Raw genomic sequence first — 22,924 nt, forward strand, 5'->3', positions numbered from 1 at the left:
CCGACAGCCCACGCCGACGGCCCCGCCCTCCCCCTGACCGTGGGCCTCGCCGTCGCCCTCGTCGTGCTCTGTCTGCTCTCCGCCGGCATCGGCGCGTACGACATCCCGCTCGGCGATGTCGTCTCCTCCGTGCAGCACCGCATGGGGCTGGGCGGATCCGCGCTCGACCGGGTCGGTGAGAGCGTGCTGTGGAACGTGCGGCTGCCGCGCGTCGTGCTCGCCCTGCTCGCCGGCGCCTCGCTCGGCTGCGCGGGCGCGCTGATGCAGGGCGTGTTCGGCAATCCGCTCGCCGAGCCCGGCGNNNNTCGCGTTCGTCGCCGGGCTCGCGACCGTGCTGCTCGTGTACGCCATGTCGCGCGAGGGCGGCCGCACCGAAGTCGTCACGCTGATCCTCACCGGCATCGCCGTGAACGCCTTCGCTGGCGCGCTCATCGGCCTGTGCATCTTCTTCGCGGACAACGCGCAGATCAGCCAGATCACGTTCTGGCAGCTCGGCTCGCTCGCCCAGGCGACCTGGCCGAAGGTGCTCGCCGTGCTGCCGTGCGCGCTGCTCGGTCTCACCGTCGCGCCGTTCCATGCCCGGAAGCTGGACCTGCTCGCGCTCGGCGAGCGGCCCGCCCGGCACCTGGGCGTGGACGTGGAGCGGCTGCGGCTCGTGCTCGTCCTCGTGGTGGCCCTGCTGACCGCGGCCGCCGTGGCCGTCGCCGGGATCATCTCCTTCGTGGGCCTCCTCGTCCCTCATCTGCTGAGGATGGCCGCAGGCCCCGGTCACCGCTTCCTCGTGCCCGGGAGCGCGCTCGGCGGAGCGCTGGTCCTCGTCGCGGCCGATCTGGCCGCGCGCACGGTGGCCGCGCCCGCCGAGCTGCCGCTCGGCGTGCTGACCGCGCTCTTCGGCAGCCCGTTCTTCTTCTGGCTGCTGCGCAGGACCCGTCGCAAGCAAGGGGGTTGGGCATGATCGGGCGGCTGAGCAGGAGGCTCTTCGCGGGCCGCGACCGGGCGCTGCCCGCACCGGCCGCCCGGGGCGACGTCCTCGCCGAGGCCGTGGAGCTGCGGGTGCGGCTCGGCGGGCGCGAGGTGCTCGGCGGGGTCTCGCTCGCCGCTCGCGCGGGCGAGGTGGTGGCCCTGGTCGGACCCAACGGGGCGGGCAAGTCGACCCTGTTGGCGGCGCTGGCCGCCGACCTCCCGCCCGCCGAAGGGGCCGTACGCATCTGCGGCAGGCCCGCCGCCGACTGGCCGGCCACCGACCTCGCGCTGCGCCGCGCCGTGCTGCCGCAGTCCGCCGCGCTCTCCTTCCCCTTCCCCGTCGAGGACGTCGTGCGCATGGGCCGCGCGCCCTGGGCCGGGACGCGTCCGGCGGACGACGACGACCGGATCGTGCGCGAGTCCATGGCCGCCACCGAGGTGAGCGGCTTCGCCGCGCGCCCCTTCGCCGCGCTCAGCGGCGGCGAGCGGGCGCGGGTCGCGCTCGCCCGCGTCCTCGCCCAGCGCGCCCCGCTGCTGCTGCTCGACGAGCCGACCGCCGCCCTCGACCTGCGCCACCAGGAGCTGGTCCTGCGGATCTGCCGGGACCGGGCGGCCGCCGGTGACGCGGTCGTGGTGGTGCTGCACGACCTGGGCCTCGCGGCGGCGTACGCGGACCGGGTCGCGGTGCTGCGCGGCGGGACCGTCGCCGCGGCGGGCGCGCCCGCCGACGTCTTCGAGGAGGAGCTCCTGTCGGAGGTGTACCGGCAGCCGGTCGAGGTCTTCCCGCACCCGCGCACCGGCGCCCCCGTGGTCGCTCCCCTGCGAGGCGCGGACACCCCCGCTTGACCGTTGCTTTGCCTGGTCATGGGCCGTCCTTCAGGCCGCTGTGATCGGTTCGTGAGCGTGGGCGAGGCATGAGAGGTGAATCACGGAACGGGCGGGTATCACCGAGGTAAGGCTCAGTTAAGTTAGGTCCGCCTCACCGGCCTGCGGTGGAGCCGGCACCTGCCCGTGAACCGTCTTGGAGCCCTCTATGCGACCCGTGCGACCCGCCCGTGTCTCCGCCGTCACCGCCGTCGCCGCCGTCGCCGCCCTGACCGCCGTCACCGGCTGCACGGAGAAGAGCGACGCCAAGAGCGGCGGGGCGAACGACGTCAGCGTGACCGCCACCGACGAGAAGTGCGAGGTCTCCAAGAAGGAGCTCACCGCCGGCCACGTCGAGCTGGCCATCGAGAACAAGGGCTCCAAGGTCACCGAGGTCTACATCCTCTTCCCCGACGACCGCATCGTCAGCGAACGCGAGAACATCGGCCCCGGCACCAAGCAGAAGCTGACCGCCGAGGTGAAGGCCGGTTCGTACGAGATCGCCTGCAAGCCCGGCATGAAGGGCAAGGGCATCCGCCAGAAGGTCACCGTCACGGGCGGCGGCAGGACCGCGGAGCGCGACCCGCGCCTGGACAAGGCCGTCGCCGAGTACCGCGCCTACGCGCAGGCGCAGGCCGACGAGACGCTGCCCGCGACGAAGACCTTCACCGACGCCGTGCGCAAGGACGACCTGGACGCGGCGAAGAAGGCGTACGCCGCCTCCCGCATCGGCTGGGAGCGCACCGAGCCGGTCGCGGAGTCCTTCGGCGACATCGACCCGAAGGTCGACGTCCGCGAGGACGGGCTCGAAGAGGGCCAGGACCTGGAGAAGGACTGGACGGGCTGGCACCGTCTGGAGCGCGCGCTGTGGAAGGACGAGAAGATCGGCGCGCGGGAGAAGACGCTCGCCACGCAGCTCGACAAGGACCTCCTGGACTGGCAGAAGCGCGTCGGCAAGGCCGTGATCACGCCCACCTCGATGGCCAACGGCGCCAAGGAGCTCCTGGACGAGGTCGCCACCGGCAAGGTCACCGGCGAGGAGGAGCGCTACTCGCACACCGACCTGGTCGACTTCAAGGCCAACGTCGAGGGCGCCCAGAAGTCGTACGAGCTCCTGAAGCCGGTCGCCGCCGAGAACGACCCGAAGCTCGCCAAGGAGCTCGACAAGCAGTTCGCGGCCCTCGACAAGCTCCTGGACAAGCACCGCAAGGGCGGCGCCGACTCCTACGAGTTCACGTCGTACGACAAGGTCGGCAAGGCGGACCGCAAGGAACTGCAGGACGGCGTCAACGCACTGGCCGAGCCGCTGTCGAAGCTCGCCGCCGCCGTCGCCGGGTCCAAGTAGCGGCGAGCAGCGGAAAGGGGGAACGATGACTGAGACCACCACCACGGGAGACGCGGACACCGCGCCCGATGCGACCCTCGACGAGGGCACCTCCCGCACGGCGTCGCGGCGTTCCGTGCTCGGCTGGGGCGGTGCCGGGCTCGCGCTCGGCGCGGTCGCCGCGGGCGGCGCGGCGGCGGTGACCCGCTCCGGCGACGACGTGGCGCCCGCCGCGGAGTCGGGGGCGGCCGTCGCCTTCCACGGCGCGCACCAGGCCGGTATCGCGACCGCCGTCCAGGACCGGCTGCACTTCGCGGCGTTCGACGTGAAGACGGCCGACCGCGAGGAGTTCGTGCAGCTCCTCAAGGACTGGACGCGGGCCGCGGCGCGGATGACCGCGGGGCACGCGGTCGGCGAGGGCGCGTACGGCGGGCTCGCCGAGGCGCCGCCGGACGACACCGGCGAGGCGCTCGGCCTCAGGCCGTCCCGGCTGACGCTCACGATCGGCTTCGGGCCCTCCCTGTTCGGGAAGTTCGGGCTCGACGGCAAGCGGCCCGAGGCCCTGGTCGACCTGCCCAAGTTCCCCGGCGACAACCTCGACAAGGCCCGCAGCGGCGGCGACCTGTGCGTACAGGCCTGCGCGGACGACCCGCAGGTCGCGGTGCACGCCATCCGTAACCTCGCCCGCATCGGCTTCGGCAAGGTCGCCGTGCGCTGGTCCCAGCTGGGCTTCGGCAAGACGTCGTCGACGACGCCCGAGGCCCAGACGCCGCGCAACATGATGGGCTTCAAGGACGGCACGAGGAACGTCTCCGGCACCGACGCCGACGCGCTCGTCAAGCACGTGTGGGTCGGCGAGAAGGACGGGCCCGGCTGGATGACGGGCGGCTCCTATCTGGTGGCCCGCCGAATCCGGATGAACATCGAGACGTGGGACCGGACCTCGCTGCAGGAACAGGAGGACGTCTTCGGCCGCGACAAGGGCGAGGGCGCCCCGGTCGGCAGGGCCGAGGAGCGCGACGAGCCGTTCCTGAAGGCGATGAAGCCGGACGCGCACGTCCGCCTCGCCCACCCCGACACCAACGACGGGGCCACGATCCTGCGCCGCGGCTACTCCTTCACGGACGGCACCGACGGCCTCGGCCGCCTGGACGCGGGCCTGTTCTTCCTCGCGTACCAGCGGGACGTCCGCAAGGGCTTCATCCCGGTGCAGCGCAGCCTGTCGCGTTCCGACGCGCTCAACGAGTACATCCAGCACGTGGGGTCAGCGGTCTTCGCGGTCCCGCCGGGCGTCCGCGGCAAGGACGACTGGTGGGGCAAGGGCCTGTTCACCGGGGAGGCGTGAACAGATGTTCAGCTTCGGCAACTATCTGATCGGACTGCGCGAGGGTCTCGAGGCCAGCCTGGTCGTCTGCATCCTCATCGCGTACCTGGTGAAGACCGAGCGGCGCGACGCGCTGCTCCCCATCTGGATCGGCATCGGCGTCGCGGTGGCGCTGGCGCTCGGCTTCGGCTGCGCGCTCACCTTCGGCTCGTCGGAGCTGACGTTCGAGGCGCAGGAGGCGCTCGGCGGCTCCCTGTCGATCGTCGCGGTGGGCCTGGTGACGTGGATGGTCTTCTGGATGCGGCGCACGGCACGGCACTTGAAGGCCGAGCTGCACGGAAAGCTGGACGCGGCCCTGCAGATGGGCACGGCCGCGCTGGTGGCGACCGCGTTCCTCGCGGTGGGCCGGGAGGGCCTGGAGACGGCGCTGTTCGTGTGGGCCTCGGTACGGGCGTCCAGCGACGGCTCGCACGCGCCGCTGATCGGCGTGGTCCTCGGGCTGCTCACCGCGGTCGCGCTGGGCTGGCTGTTCTACAAGGGCACGGTCCGCATCAACCTCGCGAAGTTCTTCACCTGGACCGGCGCGATGCTGGTCGTGGTGGCCGCGGGCGTCCTCGCGTACGGCGTGCACGACCTGCAGGAGGCGCGGTTCGTCGGCGGGCTGCAGGACAAGGCGTTCGACATCAGCGCGACGATCCCGCCGGACAGCTGGTACGGCACGCTCCTGAAGGGCGTCTTCAACTTCCAGCCCGACCCGACGGTGGTGCAGGTCGTGGTGTGGCTGCTGTACCTGATCCCGACGCTGGCGTTCTTCTTCGCGCCGACGCGGCCCACTCCCCGCAAGGCTCCGGTGCCGGAGAAGGCAACAGTTCCGGAACAGGGCTGACCCGGCGGGCCGCGGCCCGAACTCTCGTGCCTATGATCGCCGTTCATCAATTGATCAACCAATCACGAGGGACATTTCATGCGTAGTTCCCGTCTCGGGAAAACTCTGGCAACCGTGACCGCCGCCACCGCGATGGCGCTCGGCGGAACGCTGATGACGGCGACCGGCGCGTCCGCCGTCGGCGGCTCGGCCTGCGAGGTGAACATCAAGAACAAGCAGATGATCGCCAGCTCCTTCGGTGCCCAGACGCGCAGCGGCCCGGGCACCAACTACAGCAAGAAGAAGCACCTGTCGGCCTTCGAGGGCTTCTACGCCCGCTGCTACGCCAAGAACAGCCACGGGAACCGGTGGTACTACGGCGACCCGAACGGGTCGAGCTCGCGCGCCTGGGTCTACGCGGCGAACCTGCAGACCCCCTGATCCCGACCGCCTGGCCGCACCCCTTCCCGCGCCCGGTAGGGTTCGGGCCCGGGAAGGGGTAGGTGAGGGAATTCCGATGAGCAACGTTCGCAGGGTCCGTCGGCTCGGCAGGCCCGTCATGGCGTCGGCGGCGGTGACGGCACTCACGCTCACGGCGAGCGGATGCGTGACCGTGCACGGCGAGCGGGAAATCGTTCCCTCGGCCACCAAGTCCGAGGCGAAGCGCGCGCTCGACGACTTCCTCAAGGCGTACAACGCGGCGGACAAGGCCTACGACCCGGACCTGGACGCCGCCCGCATCACGGGCCCGCTGGGCGCCATCAACCAGGGCGGCCTGAAGTCGCGGCACGTGCAGCACCCGGACGGCAACGCGGGCCACGTCCCGCTGGAGCTCACGGACGCGAAGTTCTCGATCCCGAAGAAGGCCGGCTGGCCGCGCTGGTTCATGGCCGACACGCAGGCCAACCGCCGCTCCCAGCTGCGCTGGCTGTGGGTGTTCACCAAGAGCGGCCCCGACCAGCTGTGGCGGGCCACCTATCTGAACCTGGTGTCGCCGCAGAAGATGCCGGAGCTGAAGAAGGACGCGGACGGGTTCGCCGTGCCGGTGCCCCAGTCCGCGAAGAACCTCGCGCTGTCCCCCTCGGACCTCGGCGAGGAGTACACGTCGTACCTGAAGTCGGGCGGCGACGCCTTCGAGCCGGGCGATCACACCTCGCGCTGGAAGGCCTACCGCGACCGGAACGGCCGACGGGCCGGTCTCGCCGTGCAGTACATCGACGAGCCGCAGAACGGCGGCGCGTTCGCGCCCCTCGGCCTGCGCACCCGGGACGGCGGCGCGCTGGTGTTCTTCTCCACGCGCCACTACGAGAAGCAGACCGCGTTCAAGGGCCTGAGCCCCAAGGTGGACGCCGACGCGAAGGCCCTGCTCAAGGGCGAGGTGCGGCAGTCCCTGATGCTGGACAGGGTCTCCAACCAGGTGGTCGTCGACCCGAAGAAGCCGGACGGCGGCAAGGTGGCGTTCCTGGGCCGCATCCAGGGTCTGACGGGCGCGAAGGGCGAATAGCCTCTCAGCCCCGCAACGGCCAGGCGGCGATGTCCTGTTGCGGCTCCCCCGCGACCCGGGCGCACTCGTCGGTGAGCGTCGCCAGGAGCGTCAGGGGGTCCGGCAGCGGATGCTCGGGGCCGCGCAGCCAGCGCACCTCCAGGTCACCGGGGAGCCGGGCGGGCGGCACCAGGACGTAGGAACCGCGGCAGTGCCAGCGCAGGCCCGGGTGCTCGTCCATCGTCTCGGGGTGGCAGTCCAGCTCGCAGGGCCACCACTCGTCCTCGTCCTCGGGGGTGCCGCGGGTCGCGGTGAAGAAGAGCAGCCTGCCGTGTCCGTTGCTGCCGCCCGACTCGGCGACGGGGCCGACGTCGATCCCGGCCGCGAGGAGCCGCTCCAGGGCTTCGAGGCCCGCGTCCAGCGGCACGTCGAGGACGTCGTGGACCATGCCGGTCGCGGTGATGAAGTTGGCCTGGGGCTGGTGGCGGGCCCAGCGCTCGATCTGGCCGCGGTCCGTCGTGGACTGCGTCTGCCAGGCGAAGGAGACGGGGTGCCGGGCCGGGGTGGGACAGCCGATGCGGTCGCACGAACATCGGTAACCCGACGGATACGCGGCGGGCGCCAGCGGCAGTCCGGCCGCCGCGGCGGCGAGGAGGAGGTCCTCGCGGGCCCGGTCATCCGCCGACGTGTCCTTGGGGCGCCGACGGAGCCACTGGGAAATCCTGCCCTGCCCGCCGGACCGGCTGCCGAACTCCGCGCCCATCTAGCCCCTCACCTCGCCGTTGTGCCGAAAGCATGACCCATGGTCCCACCATCCTGCGCCTCGGGGGGCCGGAGCCCACATCCGGGGGTCCGGGGGTGATGCCAGCCGCTGGGTGACATAGCGCGTCATTCCGGGATAACTAGGGATTTACCTGCCTACCGTGGGCGCCATGGTCATTAGGACTGTGCTGACGGGCCTCACGGCGCTGACCCTCACGGCACCGAACGGCTTCCTCGCCCCGATCGAGTGGGGCGGCGGGCCCCTGACCGTGGACGCGCTCCCCCGCGTCGTCTACACGGCGCACCGCGGCGGAGCCCTGGAGGTACCGGAGAACAGCATGTCGGGTCTCCTGGCGGCCTTCGAGCGCGGCACCGCCCAGGTCATCGACTTCGATACGCGGATACTGCGCGACGGCACGCTGGTGGTCATGCACGACGACACCCTGGACCGCACCACGTACGCGTCGGGCTCGGTCCGGAACATGGACCGGTGGGACTGGCTGGGCGTGCGGCTGCGCCCCGGGACCACGCTGCCCGACCGCTGGCGCCCGGAGCGGCCGCCGACGGTCTCGGAGGTCCTCGACCGGTTCGGCGGGAAGATCATGCTGATGCTGGAGGCCAAGGACCCCAAGAGCCTGAAGTCGCTCGCCGGGCTGATCCGCTCGCGCGGCCTGACCCGCTCGGTGTTCGTGAACACGAACGACCCGGTGGTCGCCAGGCGCGCGCACCACATGGGTCTGCTGGCGCAGCTGTGGCGTTCCAGGGCGCAGATGCTCACCGACCGCCCGGCGGGCTGGGCGGCGTTCGTGGACGTCCTGGACGTGGACTACAAGGCGCGCGACGGCGATCTGCTGCGCGCGGTCAATTCGGGCATCCCGCGGGTGTGGGCGCACACGGTGACCACCCCGAAGCAGCGCGACCGGGTGCTGTGGCTGGGCTGCAACGGCGTGATCACGGACGCCCCGGGCCTGCTCTCGCGCACGCCGATCAAGAGGTACCGGGCGGTCAAGGCGGGCGGGCCGCTGCGGCGGTGAAGCCGGTCAGGACGTCCGGGGACGCGGGGCGATGCCGTACAGGGCGTACTCGACGAGCGTGTCGGCGTAGGCGTGGGTGAGCGGGCCCGAGCGCATCAGCCAGCGCTGGGCGAGCGGGCTGGACCACAGTTCGAGGGCGATGCGGGGGTCGACGTCGGGCACGACCTGGCCGGCGTCGCGGGCCTGCTCGACCCGCTTCACGAAGAGCTGGAGCTGCGGTTCGAGGAGCTTCTCGACGAATTCGGCGCCCAGCTCGGGGTTGAGCAGTCCCTCGGCGGCGAGCGCGCGGTAGGGGGCGTCGTACTTGGGGTCGTTGAACTCGTCGACGGTGGCCCGCATCACGTACTTGAGGTCGGCCTCCAGGTCGCCCGAGTTCGGGATCTCGGTCTGGATCTCCTCCTGCCCCGCGTTCTCGCTGGCGGCCTGGGACGCCTGCTCGGCGAGGTCGAGGAAGGCGTCGAGCAGGACGGCGCCCTTCGACGACCACCAGCGGTAGATCGTCTGCTTGCCGACGCCTGCGCGGGCCGCGATGGCCTCGATCGTGAGCTTTCCGTAGCCGACCTCGCTGACGAGGGCGAGGGCGGCGTCGTAGATCGCGCGGCGCGAGCGTTCGCTGCGGCGCGTGGAGTCAGGAACGGTCTTCTGGGCCATGCCGTCGAATGTAGCAGCGACCGAACCGAGACGTTCCGTCTTGACAATACGCATCGTCTCGTTGATGGTGGTCGATGTCGCGAGACGGACCGTCTCGCATAATCGATGGAGCTGGAGGCACGACATGACCCGAGGTGGATCCGGAAACATGCTGGGCGTCGGCGGCACCCGCAGCAACCTCTCCCGCGGCGCCCTGCGCGGCGCGGGCCGCGGCGGCCGCGTCGGCGGCGCGCTCAGCCCCCAGCAGCAGAAGCGTGAACTGCTGCGCAAGCTGCAGGAAGGCCGCGAGACGCACGGCAGGCCGTGACCCACGCGAGCGGGCGGCACAGTGACCATCTCTGTAACCACCCGTTCGGTTCACAGCGCGAAGGCTCCTCACACCGCACTATGGGCATCAACTGCCCCACCAAGGGCAGCACATGACCCTGCGGTACGTGAGGAGCCTTCTTTGTCCCGTAATCCTCGCTCTCCTCGGTGCGCCACACCCCGGCGCTACCTGATGTGCTCACCGGCACACTTCAAGGTCACCTACTCCATCAACCCATGGATGGACCCCGCCAAACCGGTCGACGTCCCCCTCGCCATCGCCCAGTGGGAGGACCTGCGCGACCGCTACCGCTCGCTCGGCCACACCGTCGAGGAGCTCACCCCCCGGCCCGGACTGCCGGACATGGTCTTCGCGGCGAACGGCGCGACCGTCGTCGGGGGCCGGGTGCTCGGCGCGCGCTTCGCCTACCGGGAGCGCGAGCCCGAGGCCGAGGCCCACCTGGAGTGGTTCCGCACCCACGGCTTCACCGAGATCCACGAACCCACCCACATCAACGAGGGTGAGGGCGACTTCGCCGTCACCGCCTCCTACGTCCTGGCCGGACGCGGCTTCCGCGCCAGCCCGCTCTCCCACGGCGAGGCACAGGAGTGCTTCGGCCGCCCGGTGATCGGACTCGACCTGATCGACCCCCGCTACTACCACCTGGACACCGCGCTCGCCGTCCTGGACGACGCGGCGGACGACGTCATGTACTACCCGCCCGCCTTCTCGCCGGGCAGCCGCGCGGTCCTGCGGCGGCTCTTCCCCGACGCGGTGATCGCCGAGGAGCCCGACGCCGTGGCGCTCGGGCTCAACGCCGTGTCCGACGGGCTCCACGTGCTGCTGCCACAGGCCGCGCTGGGGCTCTTCGAACCGCTGCGCGAGCGCGGCTTCGAACCCATCGGGATGGACCTGAGCGAACTGCTCAAGGGCGGCGGCAGCGTGAAGTGCTGCACACAGGAGCTGCGGAGCTAGCCGAGTTCCGCGGGGCAGAGCCTGCGCGGTGCGTCGTCGCCCTTGAGACGGGCGTCGACGCAACCGCCGGGCAGCCCGTCGTGCGCCGTGGTGCCGAAGTTGGCCGTGACGGTCAGCGTGCCCCCGCCGAACACCGTGCGCTGGACGGTGTGGTCGCCGGTCAGCCGCCGGTAGGAGGTGAGGGGCTCGGTGCCCGCGGCCTTGTGCAGTGGTGCGAAGTACTTCTGGAGCGCGGCCAGTTCCTTGCCGTGCTTCTTCAGCGAGGCGCCGTCGAGGACGTAGTTGAGGGGTGTGTTGTAGAGCATCGCGAGCAGCGCGCGGTCCTTCTTCTGGCGCGGCAGCTTCTCGTAACTGAGCTCCCAGCGCTCGGCGTTGACGATCGAGCCGTGCAGCGCGGTCTCGTAGAGCGGCACGCGGTAGCGGGGGTCGTACATCGCCCTGGCGAGATCGGCGGGCAGGTCGACCGGCTTGAAGAAGATGCCCGGGGCGTTCTCCGGGTAGTAGCCGCCCCACTTCTCGCGGTCCTTCTGGAGCGCCCACAGGCCGTCGGCGACCGGGGTGCCCGCGCCGTGGTCGAAGGCGAGCGCCCGGTTCGCCCAGGCCCCGGCGGTCTCCGAACCGAGGACGAGGCCGCCCCTCCCGTACTCCTCGATGCGCTTCATCCGCGCCAGGCGGTTCCTGCGGTCGCCCGCCTTGGTCATGCGGTGGCCCTTGCCGTGGTCACGGAAGAGTTCGCCGGTGGCGTCCACGTCGAGGAAGTAGCTGTCGGCGCCGTTCGCCACCATGGAGCGGGTGCGGTCCGCGAGGTGGTGCTCGCGCGGTTCCGCCTGCTCGAAGGCCTGGGAGCTGAGGTAGCAGCCGCGGCCGCCGAAGCCGGTCTCGGGCCTGCCCTTCGCGTCGCGCACGCAGAAGTCGGGGTAGACGGTGCCGCGCCAGGCGGAGGTGGGGCTGTCGGCGGTCTTCGGGTCCTGGCCGTTGGCGAAGGAGTCGTAGGGGCCGACGAGGTAACCGGCCTTCTTGGCGGCGCTCACCGCGGCCTTGTCCATCGGGTCGGGGCCCGCGTCGTAGCCGAGCCACATCCGGTCGACGCCGAGCTTGCGGAGCTGGTCGACGCCCGCCGCCTTGCGGGCCGTGCCCCAGGTGTAGGCGTGGAAGGCGCCGAGGAGCTTCTCCGTGGCGGGGTTCTTCGCGATCTTCCGCTGCAGACTGCCGAGGCGGCCGCGCTCGGCGAGGTAGGAGCGGTAGTCGGCGGCGGGCGCGACCGCGTTGCCGTCGGTCAGGGCGAAGGCGACGGTGTAGTCCCGGGTGCCCTCGCCGCGGTCGAAGGCGTGCTCGGCGGTGGTGCGCAGCCGCCCCTGGTCGGCGGTGAAGGCGAGGCTCGTGCCGATGTCGGTGGGGGTGAGGTAGCTGACGCCGGTCCGGTTGCCGAGGGAGTAGCCCCACAGCGGCAGCGTCAGGCCTTCGCTCATGTCGACGGTGCTGCCCGCCAGTTCACCCTTTCCCTTGGTCCAGAACGCGTCCTTGACGGGTATGTCCAGGCCTTCGCCGCGCGGCAGCTGGAGGGAGGTCGCGGTGGCGTCGGTGCCGGTGACGGGCCAGCCGATCCTGGTGTCGCGGTGCGCCTTCATGCTGAGGGAGAGGCGGCCGTGGTCGGTGCGCGCGGTGACGTCGATGCCGCGCTCGGGGTAGCTCCAGCGGGCCAGGGCGGTGCCGGTGCGGGTCACCGGGCCCGGCTTGCCGAGGTCGGTGACCGCGGCGTCGGAGAGGGTGATGTCGTGGCCCGCGCCGGTACGGGCGCGGACGGCGAGCGTGGCGGTGTCGACGACCGCGGTGCCGCCGTCGACGGCGAGTTCGACGTCGCGGCCGTGCGGCTCCTCCGCCCCGGCGGTGAAGGCGTAGGTGGTGGCTCCGGCGGCGGTGACCGCCAGGGCGATGGACAGGGCGAGGAAACGGGTCTCCGACCGCCTGCGGGCGTGGCCGGGAGGACTGCTCTGGTTCGGCATGGAGTAGTGGATAGTCGCCGCCTCTAAGAACCTTTTAAGAACAGGGGCGGTTCAGCCATCTGGCCGACAACGTGCTAACAATACGAACGCAACACCACAACCAAAAAGTTGGGCCCACCAGGGCCCAGGGGGAAGAAGAGGTATCAGCGCAGTGAACCGCATGCGCACGTCCGCCGCAGTTCTGGCCACCGCGGGGGCGCTCACCGCCGCACAGCTGGGCCTGGCCGGGTCCGCTTCCGCGGCGTCCGGACCGACCGTCAAGGCCGCGCCGCAGGCCGCCAACGGCTGCCCGATCGACATCGTCTACCCGAAGCGCTTCTCGTACGACCGGTACGGGAACGTGACCAACGGTGGCCTGTACTTCGGCATCAAGAGCAAGACCACGAAGAGCATCAAGAAGGTCACCTTCACGGTGACCAACACCAAGAACGTCCGCTTCAAGAAGGCGACGCCGACGGGCGGCAAGATCACCCGTCGCACGACGAAGACCGTCTCGGTCTACGACAAGACCTTCAAGGGCAAGGCGAAGCTCGGCTTCAAGGTGCAGACGCGCCTGCTCAACACCCGTTCGTTCGGTGTGAAGTTCACCCTGCGCGGGTCCGGCTGGAACTGCGCGGTGAACCAGGGGACCTGGGGCCCGAGGTAGTTCACCCCGCGGACTGGGGCGGCCACGCGTCGCCCCAGTCCGCGTCGCGCGCCGCGCGGTAGAGGGGGCCGTGGCGCTTGGTCACGGTCTCCCTGCACAGCGCCTCCTCGGCCCCGCACAGGTCGAGGAGGACCTGCCCCTTGCGGATCTGGGGGCGGCGCACCACACGGGAGGGCGCGGGGTCGGGGTCGAAGCGGACCGCCGCGACATAGCTGAACTTCTCGTCCTCGTACGCCAGGGAGCCGCCCTTGACCTGGCGGTGCAGGGACGACCTGCTGACCCGCGCGGAGAAGTGGCACCAGTCCGTGCCGGGCTCGATGGGGCACGCCGAGCTGTGCGGGCAGGGCGCGGCGATCCGGTAGCCCGCCGCGATCAGCCGGTCGCGGGCCTCGATGATGCGCGCGTAGCCGTCGGGGGTGCCCGGCTCGATGATGACGACGGCCTGCCGGGCCGCGTCGGCCGCGGCGTCGACGACCGAGCGGCGGTCGGCCTCCGTGAGCTCCCCGAGGACGTACGACACCGTGACGAGATCGGTGCTCTCGATGGCGAGCGATGCTCCGATACGAGAGCGCTGCCACCGGGCGCCGCTCAACTGGGGCGCCGCACCCGCCAGTTCCCGGCCCAGCGCCAGCGCGGGTTCGGCCCAGTCGAGGACCGTCACGGGCCGCTCCCCCGCCCACGTCGCCGCGACCGCCCAGGTCGCCGCGCCGGTCCCGCCGCCCACGTCCACATGGCTGCCGGGCGTCCAGCCCTCGGGCGCCGCGTCCGCGAGGGCGTCCAGCGCGCCACGGACCGCCTCGAAGGTCGCGGGCATGCGGTACGCGGCGTACGCGACGACGTCCGCGCGGTCGCGCAGGATCGGGGCGTCGGTCGGCGTGCGGCCCCGGTAGTTCGCGATCAGCCGGTCGACGGCCTGGGTCGCCTGCTTGGGCGGGAGGCCGTGCAGGAGGCCGGCGAGTGCGGTGCGCAGGGTCTCGGCCGGGGAGGCTGCCGTTGCCGGGGGGATCGGGACGTTCACCCGGTGATTCTACGGGGGTAGGAGGGACACGGGAGCCGACGGAGGGAGCACGATGACCACGACGACACGGCAGGCCCGGGTGTCCGACCACCCCGCGATCATCGACCGGGTGCGGACCTGGTGGGGCGACACGCACTCCCCGGAGCAGTCCCGCGAGCTGTCGATGCTGCTGCCGAAGCTGTTCCTGCAGTTCTTCTCGGGGACCAGCCTGGTCCTGGAGCGGGACGGCGTCATCGACGCCTTCCTCATCGGACTGCACTCCCCCGACGGCCGCGGCGCGTACATCCACTTCGTCGGGGTCGCTCCGGGGCTGCGCGGGCAGGGCGTGGGCCGCGCGCTCTACGAGGAGTTCTTCCGGCGGGCCGCGGCGGCCGGGTGCAAGGACGTGCGGGCGATCACCTCGCCGCGCAACACCCGCTCCATCGCCTTCCACCGGGCCATGGGCTTCGGCCTCGAACCGGGTGACCACGAGGCCGACGGGCTGCCCGTGCACACCGACTACGACGGCCCGGGACAGCACAGGGTCTGCTTCCACCGCGGCCTATAGGGCCCGCGCCCCGAGGGGCGCGCCCGAAGGGCCGCGCTCCCAGGGGCGCGGGGAACTGCGCGACCAGCCAAGACCGGCCCGCACCCGCCGAAGCACCACTGGCGGCGGACGCCCCCGCGCTACCGCCCCCGCGCGGCACGGGCGAGCCGCGTCGCCGCCGCCGCGCGCGGCCCGCTGTCCGCGGTCCGACGCCGCGGATGCACGGTGTTGGCCAGCAGCACCAGGAACGTGTCCGTGGCCGGATCAAGGACCAGGGACGTGCCGGTGAAGCCGGTGTGACCCGCCGCGCCGCGCCCCGCGAGCTCCCCCATGAACCACGGCTGGTCGATGCCGAAGCCGAGGCCCGAGCCCGCCAGCATCAGCTCGACGAAGTCGGGGCCGAGGATGCGGGCCCTGCCGTACGAGCCGCCGCACAGCAGCGTGCGGCAGAGCACCGCGAGGTCACGGGCGGTCGAGAAGAGTCCGGCGTGTCCGGCGACGCCGCCGAGCGCCCAGGCGTTCTCGTCGTGGACGGTGCCGCGCAGCATCCCCCGGTCGGCCTTCGCCCAGGGCCTGCGCTGGTCCTCCGTCGCGGCGGCGTCGGGGTGCGGCCCGAAGCCGGTGGCGGTCATGCCGAGCGGCCGGGTGATGCCCTCGCGGACGAGGACGTCGAGGGGGCGGCCGGTGAGGCGCTCCAGGACGTGCTGGAGCAGCAGCATGTTCAGGTCCGAGTAGACGTGGTCGCCCGGCTCGGTGACCGGGGCCTCGGCGCGCAGGGCCGCGAGGCGTGCGTCGGCGTCCGGGCAGTCGTACAGCGGCAGCTCGGGCCGCAGCCCCGAGGTGTGGGTGAGCAGCTGGCGGACGGTGATCCGGTGCCGGGCGGCGGCCGTGAACTCGGGGACGTACGCCCCGACGAGCGCGTCGATGCCGAGCGTGCCGCGCTCCAGCTGCTGGACGGCGGCCACCGTGGTGAAGAGCTTGGTGAGCGAGGCCAGGTCGAAGGGGGTGGTGGTGCGCATCGGCACCCGCCATTCGGGGGGCAGCTCGACGCCCGTGTCGGTCACCGGGTCGTACGAGGCGTAGCGCACCGCCCAGCCCGCCGCCTGCTCGGCCGCGATCACGGGGCCGCGGCCCACGAGGACGACGGCGCCCGCGCACCAGGGACGCGGCCCGCGCGTGAGGTCTTCCACCTCGGCGACGAGGCGGCCGATCTCGTCGGGGTCGAGGCCCGCGCGGTCCGGGGTGCCGGGGCGCAGGAGTCTTGGTGCGCTCAGTGGTCCGCCTCCGTCGCGTGCGTCGTGGGGCCGTGCTGCCAGGGGCGGCACAGTCCTACGAAGCATGCGATGGCTGCCAGCGCGCAGGCCAGCTGGACGACGGCCATCGGGACGGCGGTGTCCTCGCCCGCGATGCCGACGAGCGGCGAGGCGACGGCACCGACGAGGAAGGAGGTGGTGCCGAGCAGGGCGGAGGCGGAGCCCGCGGCGTGCGGGGTGCGGATCAGGGCCAGGGACTGGGTGTTGGGCAGGGTGAGGCCCATCGACGACATGAGGAAGAAGAGGCCGGTCGCGACGGGGAACAGGCCGACGTCGCCGAAGACGCCGGTCGTCATGAGCAGGAGCGCCGTCGCGGCGGTGGTGATCATGGCGAGGCCGACGGCGAGGACCTTGTTCAGGCTGATCCTGCCGACGAGGATCTTGCCGTTGATCTGGCCCGCGGCGATCAGTCCGACGGAGTTCACGCCGAAGAGGAGGCTGAAGGTCTGCGGGGACGCGCCGTAGATCTCCTGGATCACGAAGGGCGAGGCGGAGATGTACGCGAAGAGCGCGGCGAACGCGAAGCCGCCCGCGATCATGTAACCGGCGAAGACGCGGTCGGCGAGGAGCGACTTCATGGTGCGCAGTGCCTCGACGGTGCCGCCGCCGTGCCGCTTGTCGGGGGCGAGGGTCTCGGGGAGGCGGCGCCAGACCAGCAGGGTCAGCGCGGTGCCGACGACGGTGAGGACGACGAAGATGCCGCGCCAGTCGGTGAAGCGGAGCACCTGGCCGCCGATGAGGGGCGCGGCGACGGGGGCGACGCCGGAGATCAGCATCAGGGTGGAGAAGAAGCGGGCCATCGCCACGCCGTCGTACAGGTCGCGGACGATCGCGCGGGCGATGACGATACCGGCGGCGCCCGCGAGGCCCTGCAGGAGGCGGAAGCCGATGAGGAGCTCGGCGGTGGGCGCGAAGGCGCAGGTCGCGGTGGCGACCACATAGACGAGCAGGCCGACGAGGAGCGGGCGGCGGCGGCCCCACTTGTCGCTCATGGGGCCGACGACGAGCTGGCCGAGTGCCATGCCCATGAGGCAGGCGGTCAGGGTCAGCTGGACGGTCGCCGCCGGGGAGCTCAGGGCGTCGGTGACCTCCGGCAGGGCCGGCAGGTACATGTCCATGGAGAGCGCGGGGACGGCGGTGAGGCCGCCGAGCACGAGGGTGACCAGGGCTCCGGTACGACGGAGGGCGGCGGGGCCGGTCGGCTCCGCCGCCTTCGATATCGGATGGTCTTCGGTGGCCTGCCCGAGCTCAGGCATCGCGCCCCTCCCAGTCGCTGCGTGTCGCCTCTATCGTCGCAGCTGCGGGCGGGTGGTACGGACCGGTTTTCCGTTACGCCGGGCGCAGGCCCGGGTTTCCCGCCTCCGTGACGAACGACGCCGCCGTGCTGATGGGGGCGCCCGGCTTCGAGACCATCGGGACCGTCTTGAAGTCGGCACGTGCGGACTCGCTGCCGAGGGCGACCGTCACGTAGCCGCGGCGGCCGTTGTAGAACTTCAGGTGCGGGTTGGCCTTCATGTACGTGTCCCAGTTGGCGGGCTTGTCCGCGCCGTCCTTGCCGCTCGCGATGGACGTGGCGACGATCTCCGTGCCCACGGTCTTCGAGGACGGGTCGTCGAAGTCGGCCTTGATGTCGAAGGCGTAGCCGACGTGCACGTCACCGGTGAGGACCATGAGGTTGTCCAGGCCCGCGGCCCTCGCACCCGCGAGGACCCGCTTGCGGGAGGCGCGGTAGCCGTCCCAGGCGTCCATGGAGAGCTTCGCCTGCGCGTTGAGGTCGAGCCTGCGCTCGGAGAAGGTGACCTGCTGCGGGACGACGTTCCACAGGGCGCGCGAGCGGCGCCAGCCGTCGATGAGCCAGCGCTCCTGGGTGGCGCCGGTGATGGTGCGCGCCGGGTCGTCGGACTCGGCCCCCGGGACGTGGGCGGTGTCGCCGTAGGCCTGGTCGGAGCGGTACTGGCGGGTGTCGAGGATGTCGAACTGGGCGAGCCGGCCCCAGGTGAGGCGCCGGTAGAGCTGTGCGTCGGGCCCGCTCGGCAGCTGCGGGCGGCGCAGCGGCTGGTTCTCCCAGTACGCGCGGTAGGCGGCGGCGCGGCGGAGCAGGAACTCGGCGGGCGGGTCGTCGTTCTCGGAGATGTCGTCGGCGTAGTTGTTCTCGGCCTCGTGGTCGTCCCAGGTGACGACGAAGGGGTGGGCGGCGTGCGCGGCCCGCAGGTCGGGGTCGTGCTTGTAGAGGGCGTACCGCAGGCGGTAGTCCTCCAGGGTCCGGGTCTCCTTGTTGAAGTGGGCGGGCAACGTGCGGTCGGTGTAGTTGCGGGCGCCGCCGACCGAGTTGACCGCGTACTCGTAGAGGTAGTCGCCGAGGTGGAAGACGACGTCGACGTCGTCCTGGGCCAGGTGCTTGTAGGCGGTGAAGTAGCCGTCGTGGTACGCCTGGCAGGAGACGGCGGCGAGGGTGAGGGCGCCGGGGCGGGTGCCGGCCTGGGGCGCGGTGCGGGTGCGGCCCGTCCCGCTCACCCAGCGGCCGGTCCTGAACCGGAAGTAGTAGGTGCGGCCCGCGAGCAGGTGGTCCACCTCGACGTGCACGGTGTGGCTGAACTCGGGGTGCGCGGTGACCGTGCCCCGTCTGACGACGCGCCGGAAGCGGGCGTCGTGGGCGATCTCCCACTGGACGGTGACGCGCTCCTGGGGCAGGCCGCCGCCGGGCTCGTAGGGGGCGGGGGCGAGGCGGGTCCAGAGCAGCACCGAGGTGGGCTGCGGGTCGCCGGACGCGACGCCGAGGGTGAAGGGGTCGTCCGCGATGCGGCGGGCGTCGAGCTCGGCGGCGCCCGCGACGCCCGCGGTGGGCAGGTTGGTCGCGAAGGCGAGCGCGGCGGCGGCGCCCGTGACGGTGAGGAAACGACGGCGTCCCAAGTGACGGGCCGCGGCCCGGATCTCGGGTGCGTGCTGCTGGCCTGCGGGTGTCATGTGGCCCTCCCCTGACGATTGGTGTCAGGGGCATGGAAGTGGCGGGGGACGACGCACGCCTGTCGCGTACACAACAGCCGCATGGCGGGCGGATGATGTCCGCGTGGACTCCCCTCCCGTACGCTGCGGGGCCATGAACGCTGAGCGAACTGCCGCATCGAACGCCCCTGGAACCGCCCCTTCCGGAGCCTCGCCCAAGGTCGCCGTGGTGACGGGCGCGGGCTCCGGAATCGGCCGCTCCGTCGCCCTCGAACTGCTCGCCGCGGGCTGGTCCGTGGCGCTCGCGGGCCGCCGCACCGAGACCTTGGAGGAGACGGCGGCCCTCGCGTCCGCCTCCTCGGACGACGCCGTCCTCTGCGTCCGTACGGACGTGTCGCGGCCCGAGGACGTGTCGGCCCTCTTCTCCCGCGTCGCCGACGCCTTCGGCCGCCTGGACCTCCTCTTCAACAACGCCGGCACGTTCGGCCCCGGCGGCGTCCCGGTCGAGGAACTCCCGTACGACGCGTGGCGCCACGTCGTCGACACCAACCTGAACGGCGCGTTCCTGTGCGCGCAGGCGGCCTTCCGCCAGATGAAGGAGCAGGACCCGCAGGGCGGGCGGATCATCAACAACGGGTCCATCTCGGCGCACGCCCCGCGCCCCAACTCGGTGGCGTACACGGCGACGAAGCACGCACTGACCGGCCTGACGAAGGCGCTCTCACTGGACGGCAGGCCGTACCGGATCGCGGTCGGTCAGATCGACATCGGCAACGCGGCGACCGACATGACCGAGCGCATGCAGTCCGGAATCCTGCAGGCGAACGGCCAGTTGGCGACCGAGCCGGTGATGGACGTGGCGGACGTGGCGCGCACGGTGCGGCACATGGCGGAGCTGCCGCTGGAGGCGAATGTCCAGTTCGCGACGGTGCTGGCGACCAACATGCCGTACGTCGGGCGGGGCTGATCCACCCTCGGCACGGTTGGGTCTTGCTCCCTGACGCCTCAGGCTTACGACTCCCGTACCGGCCTGGACCGTGACCAGAGCTCTTCGGCGTGCTCCGAGAAGCGGTCGAACATACCGCCCTCCTCGACCCGCCGGAGGTGCATCAGGGGCGAGTCATGCCCGACCAGCCGCGCCAGGTGCGGTGTGACGAGCTCTTGCTCATCGAAACGGAAGACGGACAGGGAGACATGGTTCACCGCGTCTTCGGGCGCGGTGAAGTGGACTTCCAAGCCGTCCAAGTCCCCGACGCGCTTCAGCTCTTCCAGCGTCATGTGGATGCGGGTCGAGACAGTCAGAGCTACATCCTCGATCACCTCACGTTGCCTGGTGACCTCTCCGTCCGGATCCCCCAGCAGGAAGCGGACACGCACCCCGTCCTTCACCTTGCGTCGCAGCGTCTGCGAGAACGCGGGCACCGATGTCCAGAAGAAGTAGTTGGTGTAGCCGCCCAGGAAGAGCTCGTCCCGGGTCTCTTCGATCAAGGAACCCCACAGGGTTGATGGCGCCGCAGACCGGTACGGGTAGCTCTGGACGATCTCCAGATCCCCACCTGTCTTCAGCCGCTCCTTGACGGATTTGGGCCAGAGCATGTCTTCATCTACTCCCAAGCGCGGGCAGCATCTTCCCTGTTCCGAGCATGTGGCACCAAGTCGGCGTCCGCCAGCCACCGCTCCACCGTCTTACTGGTGACCCCGATGCTGGCCGCCAACCTCCGGGGTGACTGCCTGGCTGCGTCCATAGCCTGACGAAGTGGCGTATTCAAGGCTTCTCCCCCCGACGTTTGGGCCTTTTCCACGCTACCGCCCTGACGTCCCAACTGTCCGTGTCTGTAGGCAGATACGCCCTTCTTGGGAGTCGACCCTCAGTACGCGGCCTCGCACGGGCGCGGGCTCCTGACTCAGGAGCCCGCGCCGCCTGGCTGCGACGCAACACCGCCGGACCACATGCTGCGTGATCCGGCGGCAAGCCGACTGCAAGGAGTCGACATGACAGACATTACGGGCCGAGCCCTGGACACGGAAAGGACGGCTTCCCCCCGACCGGTGAGCGCAGCCTTCGACTGGATCGCGCGTGCCCAACAGGAGCCGCACCACGCACACCGTGAATGGCAGGAACGCGGGACCGCACTACTGCCCCTCGGCACCAGGTTCAACACGGTGCGCTTGGGCGCCCGACTCGTGTACACAGCGGCCGGAACAGAAGACCTGGACATCGTGACGGCGACGCTTGCCGAACTGCTCAACGGACCGGTCATCCACAACTGCGTGCAGCACACGTACGACGCGCTGATCCCGCGGTACCCAGTGGCACGATGGCCCTACCCGGACGACGCCCCGATGCTCGGCTCCGGCCACTTCCTCAGCATCCCCGCCTCCGACCTCACAGGGCCAACCGGCCTGTACTGGGCAGTGCGCCCCCGCATCGTCGGCGACCTCTGCCCCATCCAGAGCGTCTCCGCCCTGATCCACATCGCACGCGACGCCCGCTGGATGCGGACGCGATGAGCGGAAGCAAGGGTGTACCGATCGCCTCGCCGTTCAGCCCGGAGGGGTCCGCGCAGGCGCTGAACGGATCCCTCCGCGCGCACCTGATCAGCTGCCCCGCCTGCCGCACCGGGGAGTGCGAAGAGGGCGACCGGATGCGCCGCGCCCTGCGCGCCGTGCGTACCGTGCTGAAGGAGCCCGAGCCTCCCACGCCCCTCCGCAAGGAAGCTCGATGTTGATCGGTCCAGAGCCGCCCCGGTGCGGCCGATGTCGAGCCATGCTCAAGACCTGTGGATCGGGCTCGGGAAGCACGCGAAGGGGGTGCCTGCCCGAGTGATCGACTGACGGCTATCGAGGAGGCCGGTGTTCGCAGCACCGGCCGGGAAGGCGCACCCGTGCGCAGCTCAGTGGAAGCCGAAGTCAACGCCTACATGCCGGTTCGCGCCGGGACCCTCCTCGAACGCGGCCCGCTCATCGAGCGACCCCAGGAGCAGGCCACATGACCGCCATCGGCCTGCGACCGGCCACCCCCGCGGACAGCGAGCACTGCTTCCAGTTGCACAAAGCCGCCATGGGCGCCTACATCACTGCCATCTGGGGTGGGACGAACAGATCCAACGCGACTTCCACGCCCGCGCGTTCGCCCCGAGCCAATGGCACATTGCCGCCCACGACACCGACATGCTCCACGTCGAGCACCGGCCGACGGAGATCTACCTGGCGCGGATCGAGATCCACCCCGACCACCAGGGACGCAGCACCGGAAGCCGGCTCATCCGCAGACTCCTGCACCAGGCCCACCAGGAGGGACGAGGGCAGGGCGAGATCTCCACAAGTGGAATAGGAAGTACCGCATCAATCCTGGCCAGTGCTCCCCTTATGCTCAGCTTCTCTCCACGAGAACTTCACACTTGGAGCACTCCTTGCGCATACGTACCGCGGCCCCCGCCGTCCTCGCCGCCACCGCCCTCTCGGTGGGCCTGCTCGCCGCGTCCCCCGCGTCGGCGGCGACGGCACGCCACCAGGGCGGGCTGCACCTCGGCACCATCCAGTACGACAGCCCGGGCCGGGACACCCGCTCGAACTCGTCGCTGAACGCGGAGTGGGTCAACATCCACAACAACAGCCGCTCGGCGATCCAGCTCAAGGGCTACAAGCTGAAGGACAACACCGGCTACACGTACACCTTCGGCAGCTACAAGATCGGCGCCGGCAAGACCGTCAAGGTCCGCACCGGCAAGGGTTCCAACGCCTCCGGCGTGCGCTACTGGGGCCGCACCAACTACGTCTGGAACAACACCGGCGACAAGGCGCGCCTCATCAAGCCGAGCGGCTCGCAGCTCGACTCCTGCTCGTGGGCGCGGACCGGGTCCGGCTCCACCAGCTGCCACTGACCAACATCAGGGGGAGGGGGGAGGGCGACCGCTCCGCGG

General features: G+C 71.2%; 25 protein-coding genes and 2 pseudogenes. 18 read left to right on the plus strand and 9 right to left on the minus strand.

The window, feature by feature from the left end; all coding sequences use genetic code 11:
* From AOK03_RS43710 to AOK03_RS01440, 8 genes and pseudogenes are all read left to right on the plus strand, one after another.
* Window positions 1-301, plus strand: a 301-nt coding sequence (locus tag AOK03_RS43710) for an iron chelate uptake ABC transporter family permease subunit (RefSeq protein WP_425264343.1), incomplete at both ends; no start/stop codon positions are given.
* A 4-nt stretch (window positions 302-305) separates the two neighbouring features.
* Window positions 306-955 (plus strand): annotated as a pseudogene (locus tag AOK03_RS01410) (FecCD family ABC transporter permease); the annotation flags it as partial.
* Window positions 952-1,809, plus strand: coding sequence for a heme ABC transporter ATP-binding protein (locus AOK03_RS01415; protein WP_055563251.1), 858 nt, complete (start codon window positions 952-954; stop codon window positions 1,807-1,809). The pseudogene AOK03_RS01410 and the gene AOK03_RS01415, both read left to right, overlap by 4 nt.
* A 196-nt stretch (window positions 1,810-2,005) precedes the next feature.
* Window positions 2,006-3,172, plus strand: a complete 1,167-nt coding sequence (gene efeO / locus AOK03_RS01420) for an iron uptake system protein EfeO (RefSeq protein WP_055563271.1) — start codon at window positions 2,006-2,008, stop codon at window positions 3,170-3,172.
* A 25-nt stretch (window positions 3,173-3,197) separates the two neighbouring features.
* Complete coding sequence (gene efeB / locus AOK03_RS01425; RefSeq protein ID WP_079074394.1) at window positions 3,198-4,496, plus strand: iron uptake transporter deferrochelatase/peroxidase subunit; 1,299 nt, start codon at window positions 3,198-3,200, stop codon at window positions 4,494-4,496.
* A gap of 4 nt (window positions 4,497-4,500) precedes the next feature.
* A complete protein-coding gene (gene efeU / locus AOK03_RS01430) occupies window positions 4,501-5,361 on the plus strand; it encodes an iron uptake transporter permease EfeU (RefSeq protein ID WP_055563252.1) in 861 nt (286 codons plus the stop codon).
* Window positions 5,362-5,475: 114 nt separating this feature from the next.
* Complete coding sequence (locus AOK03_RS01435; protein ID WP_055563253.1) at window positions 5,476-5,781, plus strand: hypothetical protein; 306 nt, start codon at window positions 5,476-5,478, stop codon at window positions 5,779-5,781.
* Between the two features lie 76 nt (window positions 5,782-5,857).
* Window positions 5,858-6,844, plus strand: coding sequence for an SCO2278 family lipoprotein (locus AOK03_RS01440; protein WP_055563254.1), 987 nt, complete (start codon window positions 5,858-5,860; stop codon window positions 6,842-6,844).
* Window positions 6,845-6,848: 4 nt separating this feature from the next.
* On the opposite strand, the gene AOK03_RS01445 is transcribed toward AOK03_RS01440, so the two are convergent.
* A complete protein-coding gene (locus AOK03_RS01445) occupies window positions 6,849-7,586 on the minus strand; it encodes a bifunctional DNA primase/polymerase (RefSeq protein ID WP_055563255.1) in 738 nt (245 codons plus the stop codon).
* 169 nt (window positions 7,587-7,755) lie between these two features.
* On the opposite strand from AOK03_RS01445, the gene AOK03_RS01450 reads away from it, so the two are divergent.
* Window positions 7,756-8,619, plus strand: a complete 864-nt coding sequence (locus AOK03_RS01450) for a glycerophosphodiester phosphodiesterase (protein ID WP_055563256.1) — start codon at window positions 7,756-7,758, stop codon at window positions 8,617-8,619.
* 6 nt (window positions 8,620-8,625) lie between these two features.
* Here AOK03_RS01450 and AOK03_RS01455 read toward each other — a convergent pair whose 3' ends face one another.
* The gene (locus tag AOK03_RS01455; protein WP_055563257.1) at window positions 8,626-9,270 is read right to left on the minus strand and encodes a TetR/AcrR family transcriptional regulator; all 645 of its coding nucleotides are present in this window, start codon (window positions 9,268-9,270) and stop codon (window positions 8,626-8,628) included.
* 124 nt (window positions 9,271-9,394) lie between these two features.
* Here AOK03_RS01455 and AOK03_RS01460 point away from each other — a divergent pair, with 124 nt between their 5' ends.
* Both AOK03_RS01460 and ddaH read left to right on the plus strand, forming a co-directional pair.
* Window positions 9,395-9,577 carry a DUF6243 family protein gene (locus AOK03_RS01460; protein WP_055563258.1) on the plus strand — a complete coding sequence of 61 codons (183 nt, stop codon included), beginning with the start codon at window positions 9,395-9,397 and terminating at the stop codon, window positions 9,575-9,577.
* A gap of 141 nt (window positions 9,578-9,718) precedes the next feature.
* Entirely contained in the window at window positions 9,719-10,552 is an 834-nt protein-coding gene (ddaH, locus tag AOK03_RS01465; protein ID WP_341845778.1) for a dimethylargininase, read from the plus strand.
* On the opposite strand, the gene AOK03_RS01470 is transcribed toward ddaH, so the two are convergent.
* Complete coding sequence (locus tag AOK03_RS01470) at window positions 10,549-12,555, minus strand: glycoside hydrolase (RefSeq protein ID WP_055563260.1); 2,007 nt, start codon at window positions 12,553-12,555, stop codon at window positions 10,549-10,551. The genes ddaH and AOK03_RS01470 overlap by 4 nt on opposite strands.
* A 160-nt stretch (window positions 12,556-12,715) precedes the next feature.
* Between AOK03_RS01470 and AOK03_RS01475 the strand changes: the two genes are divergently transcribed.
* Complete coding sequence (locus AOK03_RS01475; RefSeq protein WP_244177445.1) at window positions 12,716-13,201, plus strand: hypothetical protein; 486 nt, start codon at window positions 12,716-12,718, stop codon at window positions 13,199-13,201.
* Window position 13,202: 1 nt separating this feature from the next.
* On the opposite strand, the gene AOK03_RS01480 is transcribed toward AOK03_RS01475, so the two are convergent.
* Window positions 13,203-14,219: a small ribosomal subunit Rsm22 family protein gene (locus AOK03_RS01480; protein ID WP_079074395.1), complete on the minus strand. Its 1,017-nt coding sequence runs from the start codon at window positions 14,217-14,219 to the stop codon at window positions 13,203-13,205.
* Window positions 14,220-14,250: 31 nt separating this feature from the next.
* Between AOK03_RS01480 and AOK03_RS01485 the strand changes: the two are divergent.
* A pseudogene (locus AOK03_RS01485) lies at window positions 14,251-14,766 on the plus strand (N-acetyltransferase family protein); the annotation flags it as partial.
* Between the two features lie 119 nt (window positions 14,767-14,885).
* Here AOK03_RS01485 and AOK03_RS01490 read toward each other — a convergent pair.
* The 3 genes from AOK03_RS01490 to AOK03_RS01500 all read right to left on the minus strand — a co-directional run bounded on the left by AOK03_RS01490 (window position 14,886) and on the right by AOK03_RS01500 (window position 19,022).
* Complete coding sequence (locus AOK03_RS01490) at window positions 14,886-16,085, minus strand: serine hydrolase domain-containing protein (RefSeq protein WP_055563263.1); 1,200 nt, start codon at window positions 16,083-16,085, stop codon at window positions 14,886-14,888.
* On the minus strand, window positions 16,016-17,314 hold the full coding sequence (locus AOK03_RS01495) for a multidrug effflux MFS transporter (RefSeq protein WP_055563264.1): 1,299 nt from the start codon (window positions 17,312-17,314) through the stop codon (window positions 16,016-16,018). Before AOK03_RS01495 ends, AOK03_RS01490 begins: the two co-directional genes overlap by 70 nt.
* Before the next feature lie 73 nt (window positions 17,315-17,387).
* A complete protein-coding gene (locus AOK03_RS01500; protein WP_055563265.1) occupies window positions 17,388-19,022 on the minus strand; it encodes an alkaline phosphatase D family protein in 1,635 nt (544 codons plus the stop codon).
* A gap of 133 nt (window positions 19,023-19,155) precedes the next feature.
* Between AOK03_RS01500 and AOK03_RS01505 the strand changes: the two genes are divergently transcribed.
* Window positions 19,156-19,968 (plus strand): SDR family oxidoreductase, encoded by an 813-nt coding sequence (locus AOK03_RS01505; protein ID WP_055563266.1) that lies wholly within the window; start codon window positions 19,156-19,158, stop codon window positions 19,966-19,968.
* 44 nt (window positions 19,969-20,012) lie between these two features.
* Here AOK03_RS01505 and AOK03_RS01510 read toward each other — a convergent pair whose 3' ends face one another.
* On the minus strand, window positions 20,013-20,597 hold the full coding sequence (locus AOK03_RS01510; protein WP_055563267.1) for a hypothetical protein: 585 nt from the start codon (window positions 20,595-20,597) through the stop codon (window positions 20,013-20,015).
* 396 nt (window positions 20,598-20,993) lie between these two features.
* Here AOK03_RS01510 and AOK03_RS01515 point away from each other — a divergent pair, with 396 nt between their 5' ends.
* Window positions 20,994-21,512, plus strand: a complete 519-nt coding sequence (locus tag AOK03_RS01515; RefSeq protein WP_157868833.1) for a hypothetical protein — start codon at window positions 20,994-20,996, stop codon at window positions 21,510-21,512.
* Window positions 21,509-21,730: a hypothetical protein gene (locus tag AOK03_RS01520; protein WP_055563269.1), complete on the plus strand. Its 222-nt coding sequence runs from the start codon at window positions 21,509-21,511 to the stop codon at window positions 21,728-21,730. The genes AOK03_RS01515 and AOK03_RS01520 overlap by 4 nt, the downstream gene beginning before the upstream one ends.
* Before the next feature lie 340 nt (window positions 21,731-22,070).
* Here AOK03_RS01520 and AOK03_RS01525 read toward each other — a convergent pair whose 3' ends face one another.
* The gene (locus AOK03_RS01525; protein WP_167355565.1) at window positions 22,071-22,283 is read right to left on the minus strand and encodes a hypothetical protein; all 213 of its coding nucleotides are present in this window, start codon (window positions 22,281-22,283) and stop codon (window positions 22,071-22,073) included.
* Here AOK03_RS01525 and AOK03_RS45090 point away from each other — a divergent pair.
* Entirely contained in the window at window positions 22,224-22,586 is a 363-nt protein-coding gene (locus AOK03_RS45090) for a hypothetical protein (protein WP_425264344.1), read from the plus strand. The genes AOK03_RS01525 and AOK03_RS45090 overlap by 60 nt on opposite strands.
* Window positions 22,472-22,885, plus strand: a complete 414-nt coding sequence (locus AOK03_RS01530; RefSeq protein WP_425264345.1) for a lamin tail domain-containing protein — start codon at window positions 22,472-22,474, stop codon at window positions 22,883-22,885. The genes AOK03_RS45090 and AOK03_RS01530 overlap by 115 nt, the downstream gene beginning before the upstream one ends.
* Window positions 22,886-22,924 lie beyond the last annotated feature (39 nt).

The sequence above is a fragment of the Streptomyces atriruber genome (assembly GCF_001418325.1).
In the GTDB taxonomy this organism is placed as follows: Bacteria; Actinomycetota; Actinomycetes; order Streptomycetales; family Streptomycetaceae; genus Streptomyces; species Streptomyces atriruber.

Bases quoted from the DNA above. Each gene is read 5' to 3' on its own strand.
- AOK03_RS01440 (WP_055563254.1), top strand. From the start codon at position 5,858: ATGAGCAACGTTCGCAGGGTCCGTCGGCTCGGCAGGCCCGTCATGGCG.
- efeB (WP_079074394.1), top strand. From the start codon at position 3,198: ATGACTGAGACCACCACCACGGGAGACGCGGACACCGCGCCCGATGCG.
- AOK03_RS01490 (WP_055563263.1), bottom strand. From the start codon at position 16,085: ATGCTTCGTAGGACTGTGCCGCCCCTGGCAGCACGGCCCCACGACGCA.
- AOK03_RS01510 (WP_055563267.1), bottom strand. From the start codon at position 20,597: ATGCTCTGGCCCAAATCCGTCAAGGAGCGGCTGAAGACAGGTGGGGAT.
- AOK03_RS01460 (WP_055563258.1), top strand. From the start codon at position 9,395: ATGACCCGAGGTGGATCCGGAAACATGCTGGGCGTCGGCGGCACCCGC.
- AOK03_RS01515 (WP_157868833.1), top strand. From the start codon at position 20,994: ATGACAGACATTACGGGCCGAGCCCTGGACACGGAAAGGACGGCTTCC.
- AOK03_RS01450 (WP_055563256.1), top strand. From the start codon at position 7,756: ATGGTCATTAGGACTGTGCTGACGGGCCTCACGGCGCTGACCCTCACG.
- AOK03_RS01505 (WP_055563266.1), top strand. From the start codon at position 19,156: ATGAACGCTGAGCGAACTGCCGCATCGAACGCCCCTGGAACCGCCCCT.
- efeU (WP_055563252.1), top strand. From the start codon at position 4,501: ATGTTCAGCTTCGGCAACTATCTGATCGGACTGCGCGAGGGTCTCGAG.
- AOK03_RS01415 (WP_055563251.1), top strand. From the start codon at position 952: ATGATCGGGCGGCTGAGCAGGAGGCTCTTCGCGGGCCGCGACCGGGCG.
- AOK03_RS01455 (WP_055563257.1), bottom strand. From the start codon at position 9,270: ATGGCCCAGAAGACCGTTCCTGACTCCACGCGCCGCAGCGAACGCTCG.
- AOK03_RS01475 (WP_244177445.1), top strand. From the start codon at position 12,716: ATGCGCACGTCCGCCGCAGTTCTGGCCACCGCGGGGGCGCTCACCGCC.
- AOK03_RS01470 (WP_055563260.1), bottom strand. From the start codon at position 12,555: ATGCCGAACCAGAGCAGTCCTCCCGGCCACGCCCGCAGGCGGTCGGAG.
- AOK03_RS01500 (WP_055563265.1), bottom strand. From the start codon at position 19,022: ATGACACCCGCAGGCCAGCAGCACGCACCCGAGATCCGGGCCGCGGCC.
- AOK03_RS01520 (WP_055563269.1), top strand. From the start codon at position 21,509: ATGAGCGGAAGCAAGGGTGTACCGATCGCCTCGCCGTTCAGCCCGGAG.
- AOK03_RS01445 (WP_055563255.1), bottom strand. From the start codon at position 7,586: ATGGGCGCGGAGTTCGGCAGCCGGTCCGGCGGGCAGGGCAGGATTTCC.
- AOK03_RS01495 (WP_055563264.1), bottom strand. From the start codon at position 17,314: ATGCCTGAGCTCGGGCAGGCCACCGAAGACCATCCGATATCGAAGGCG.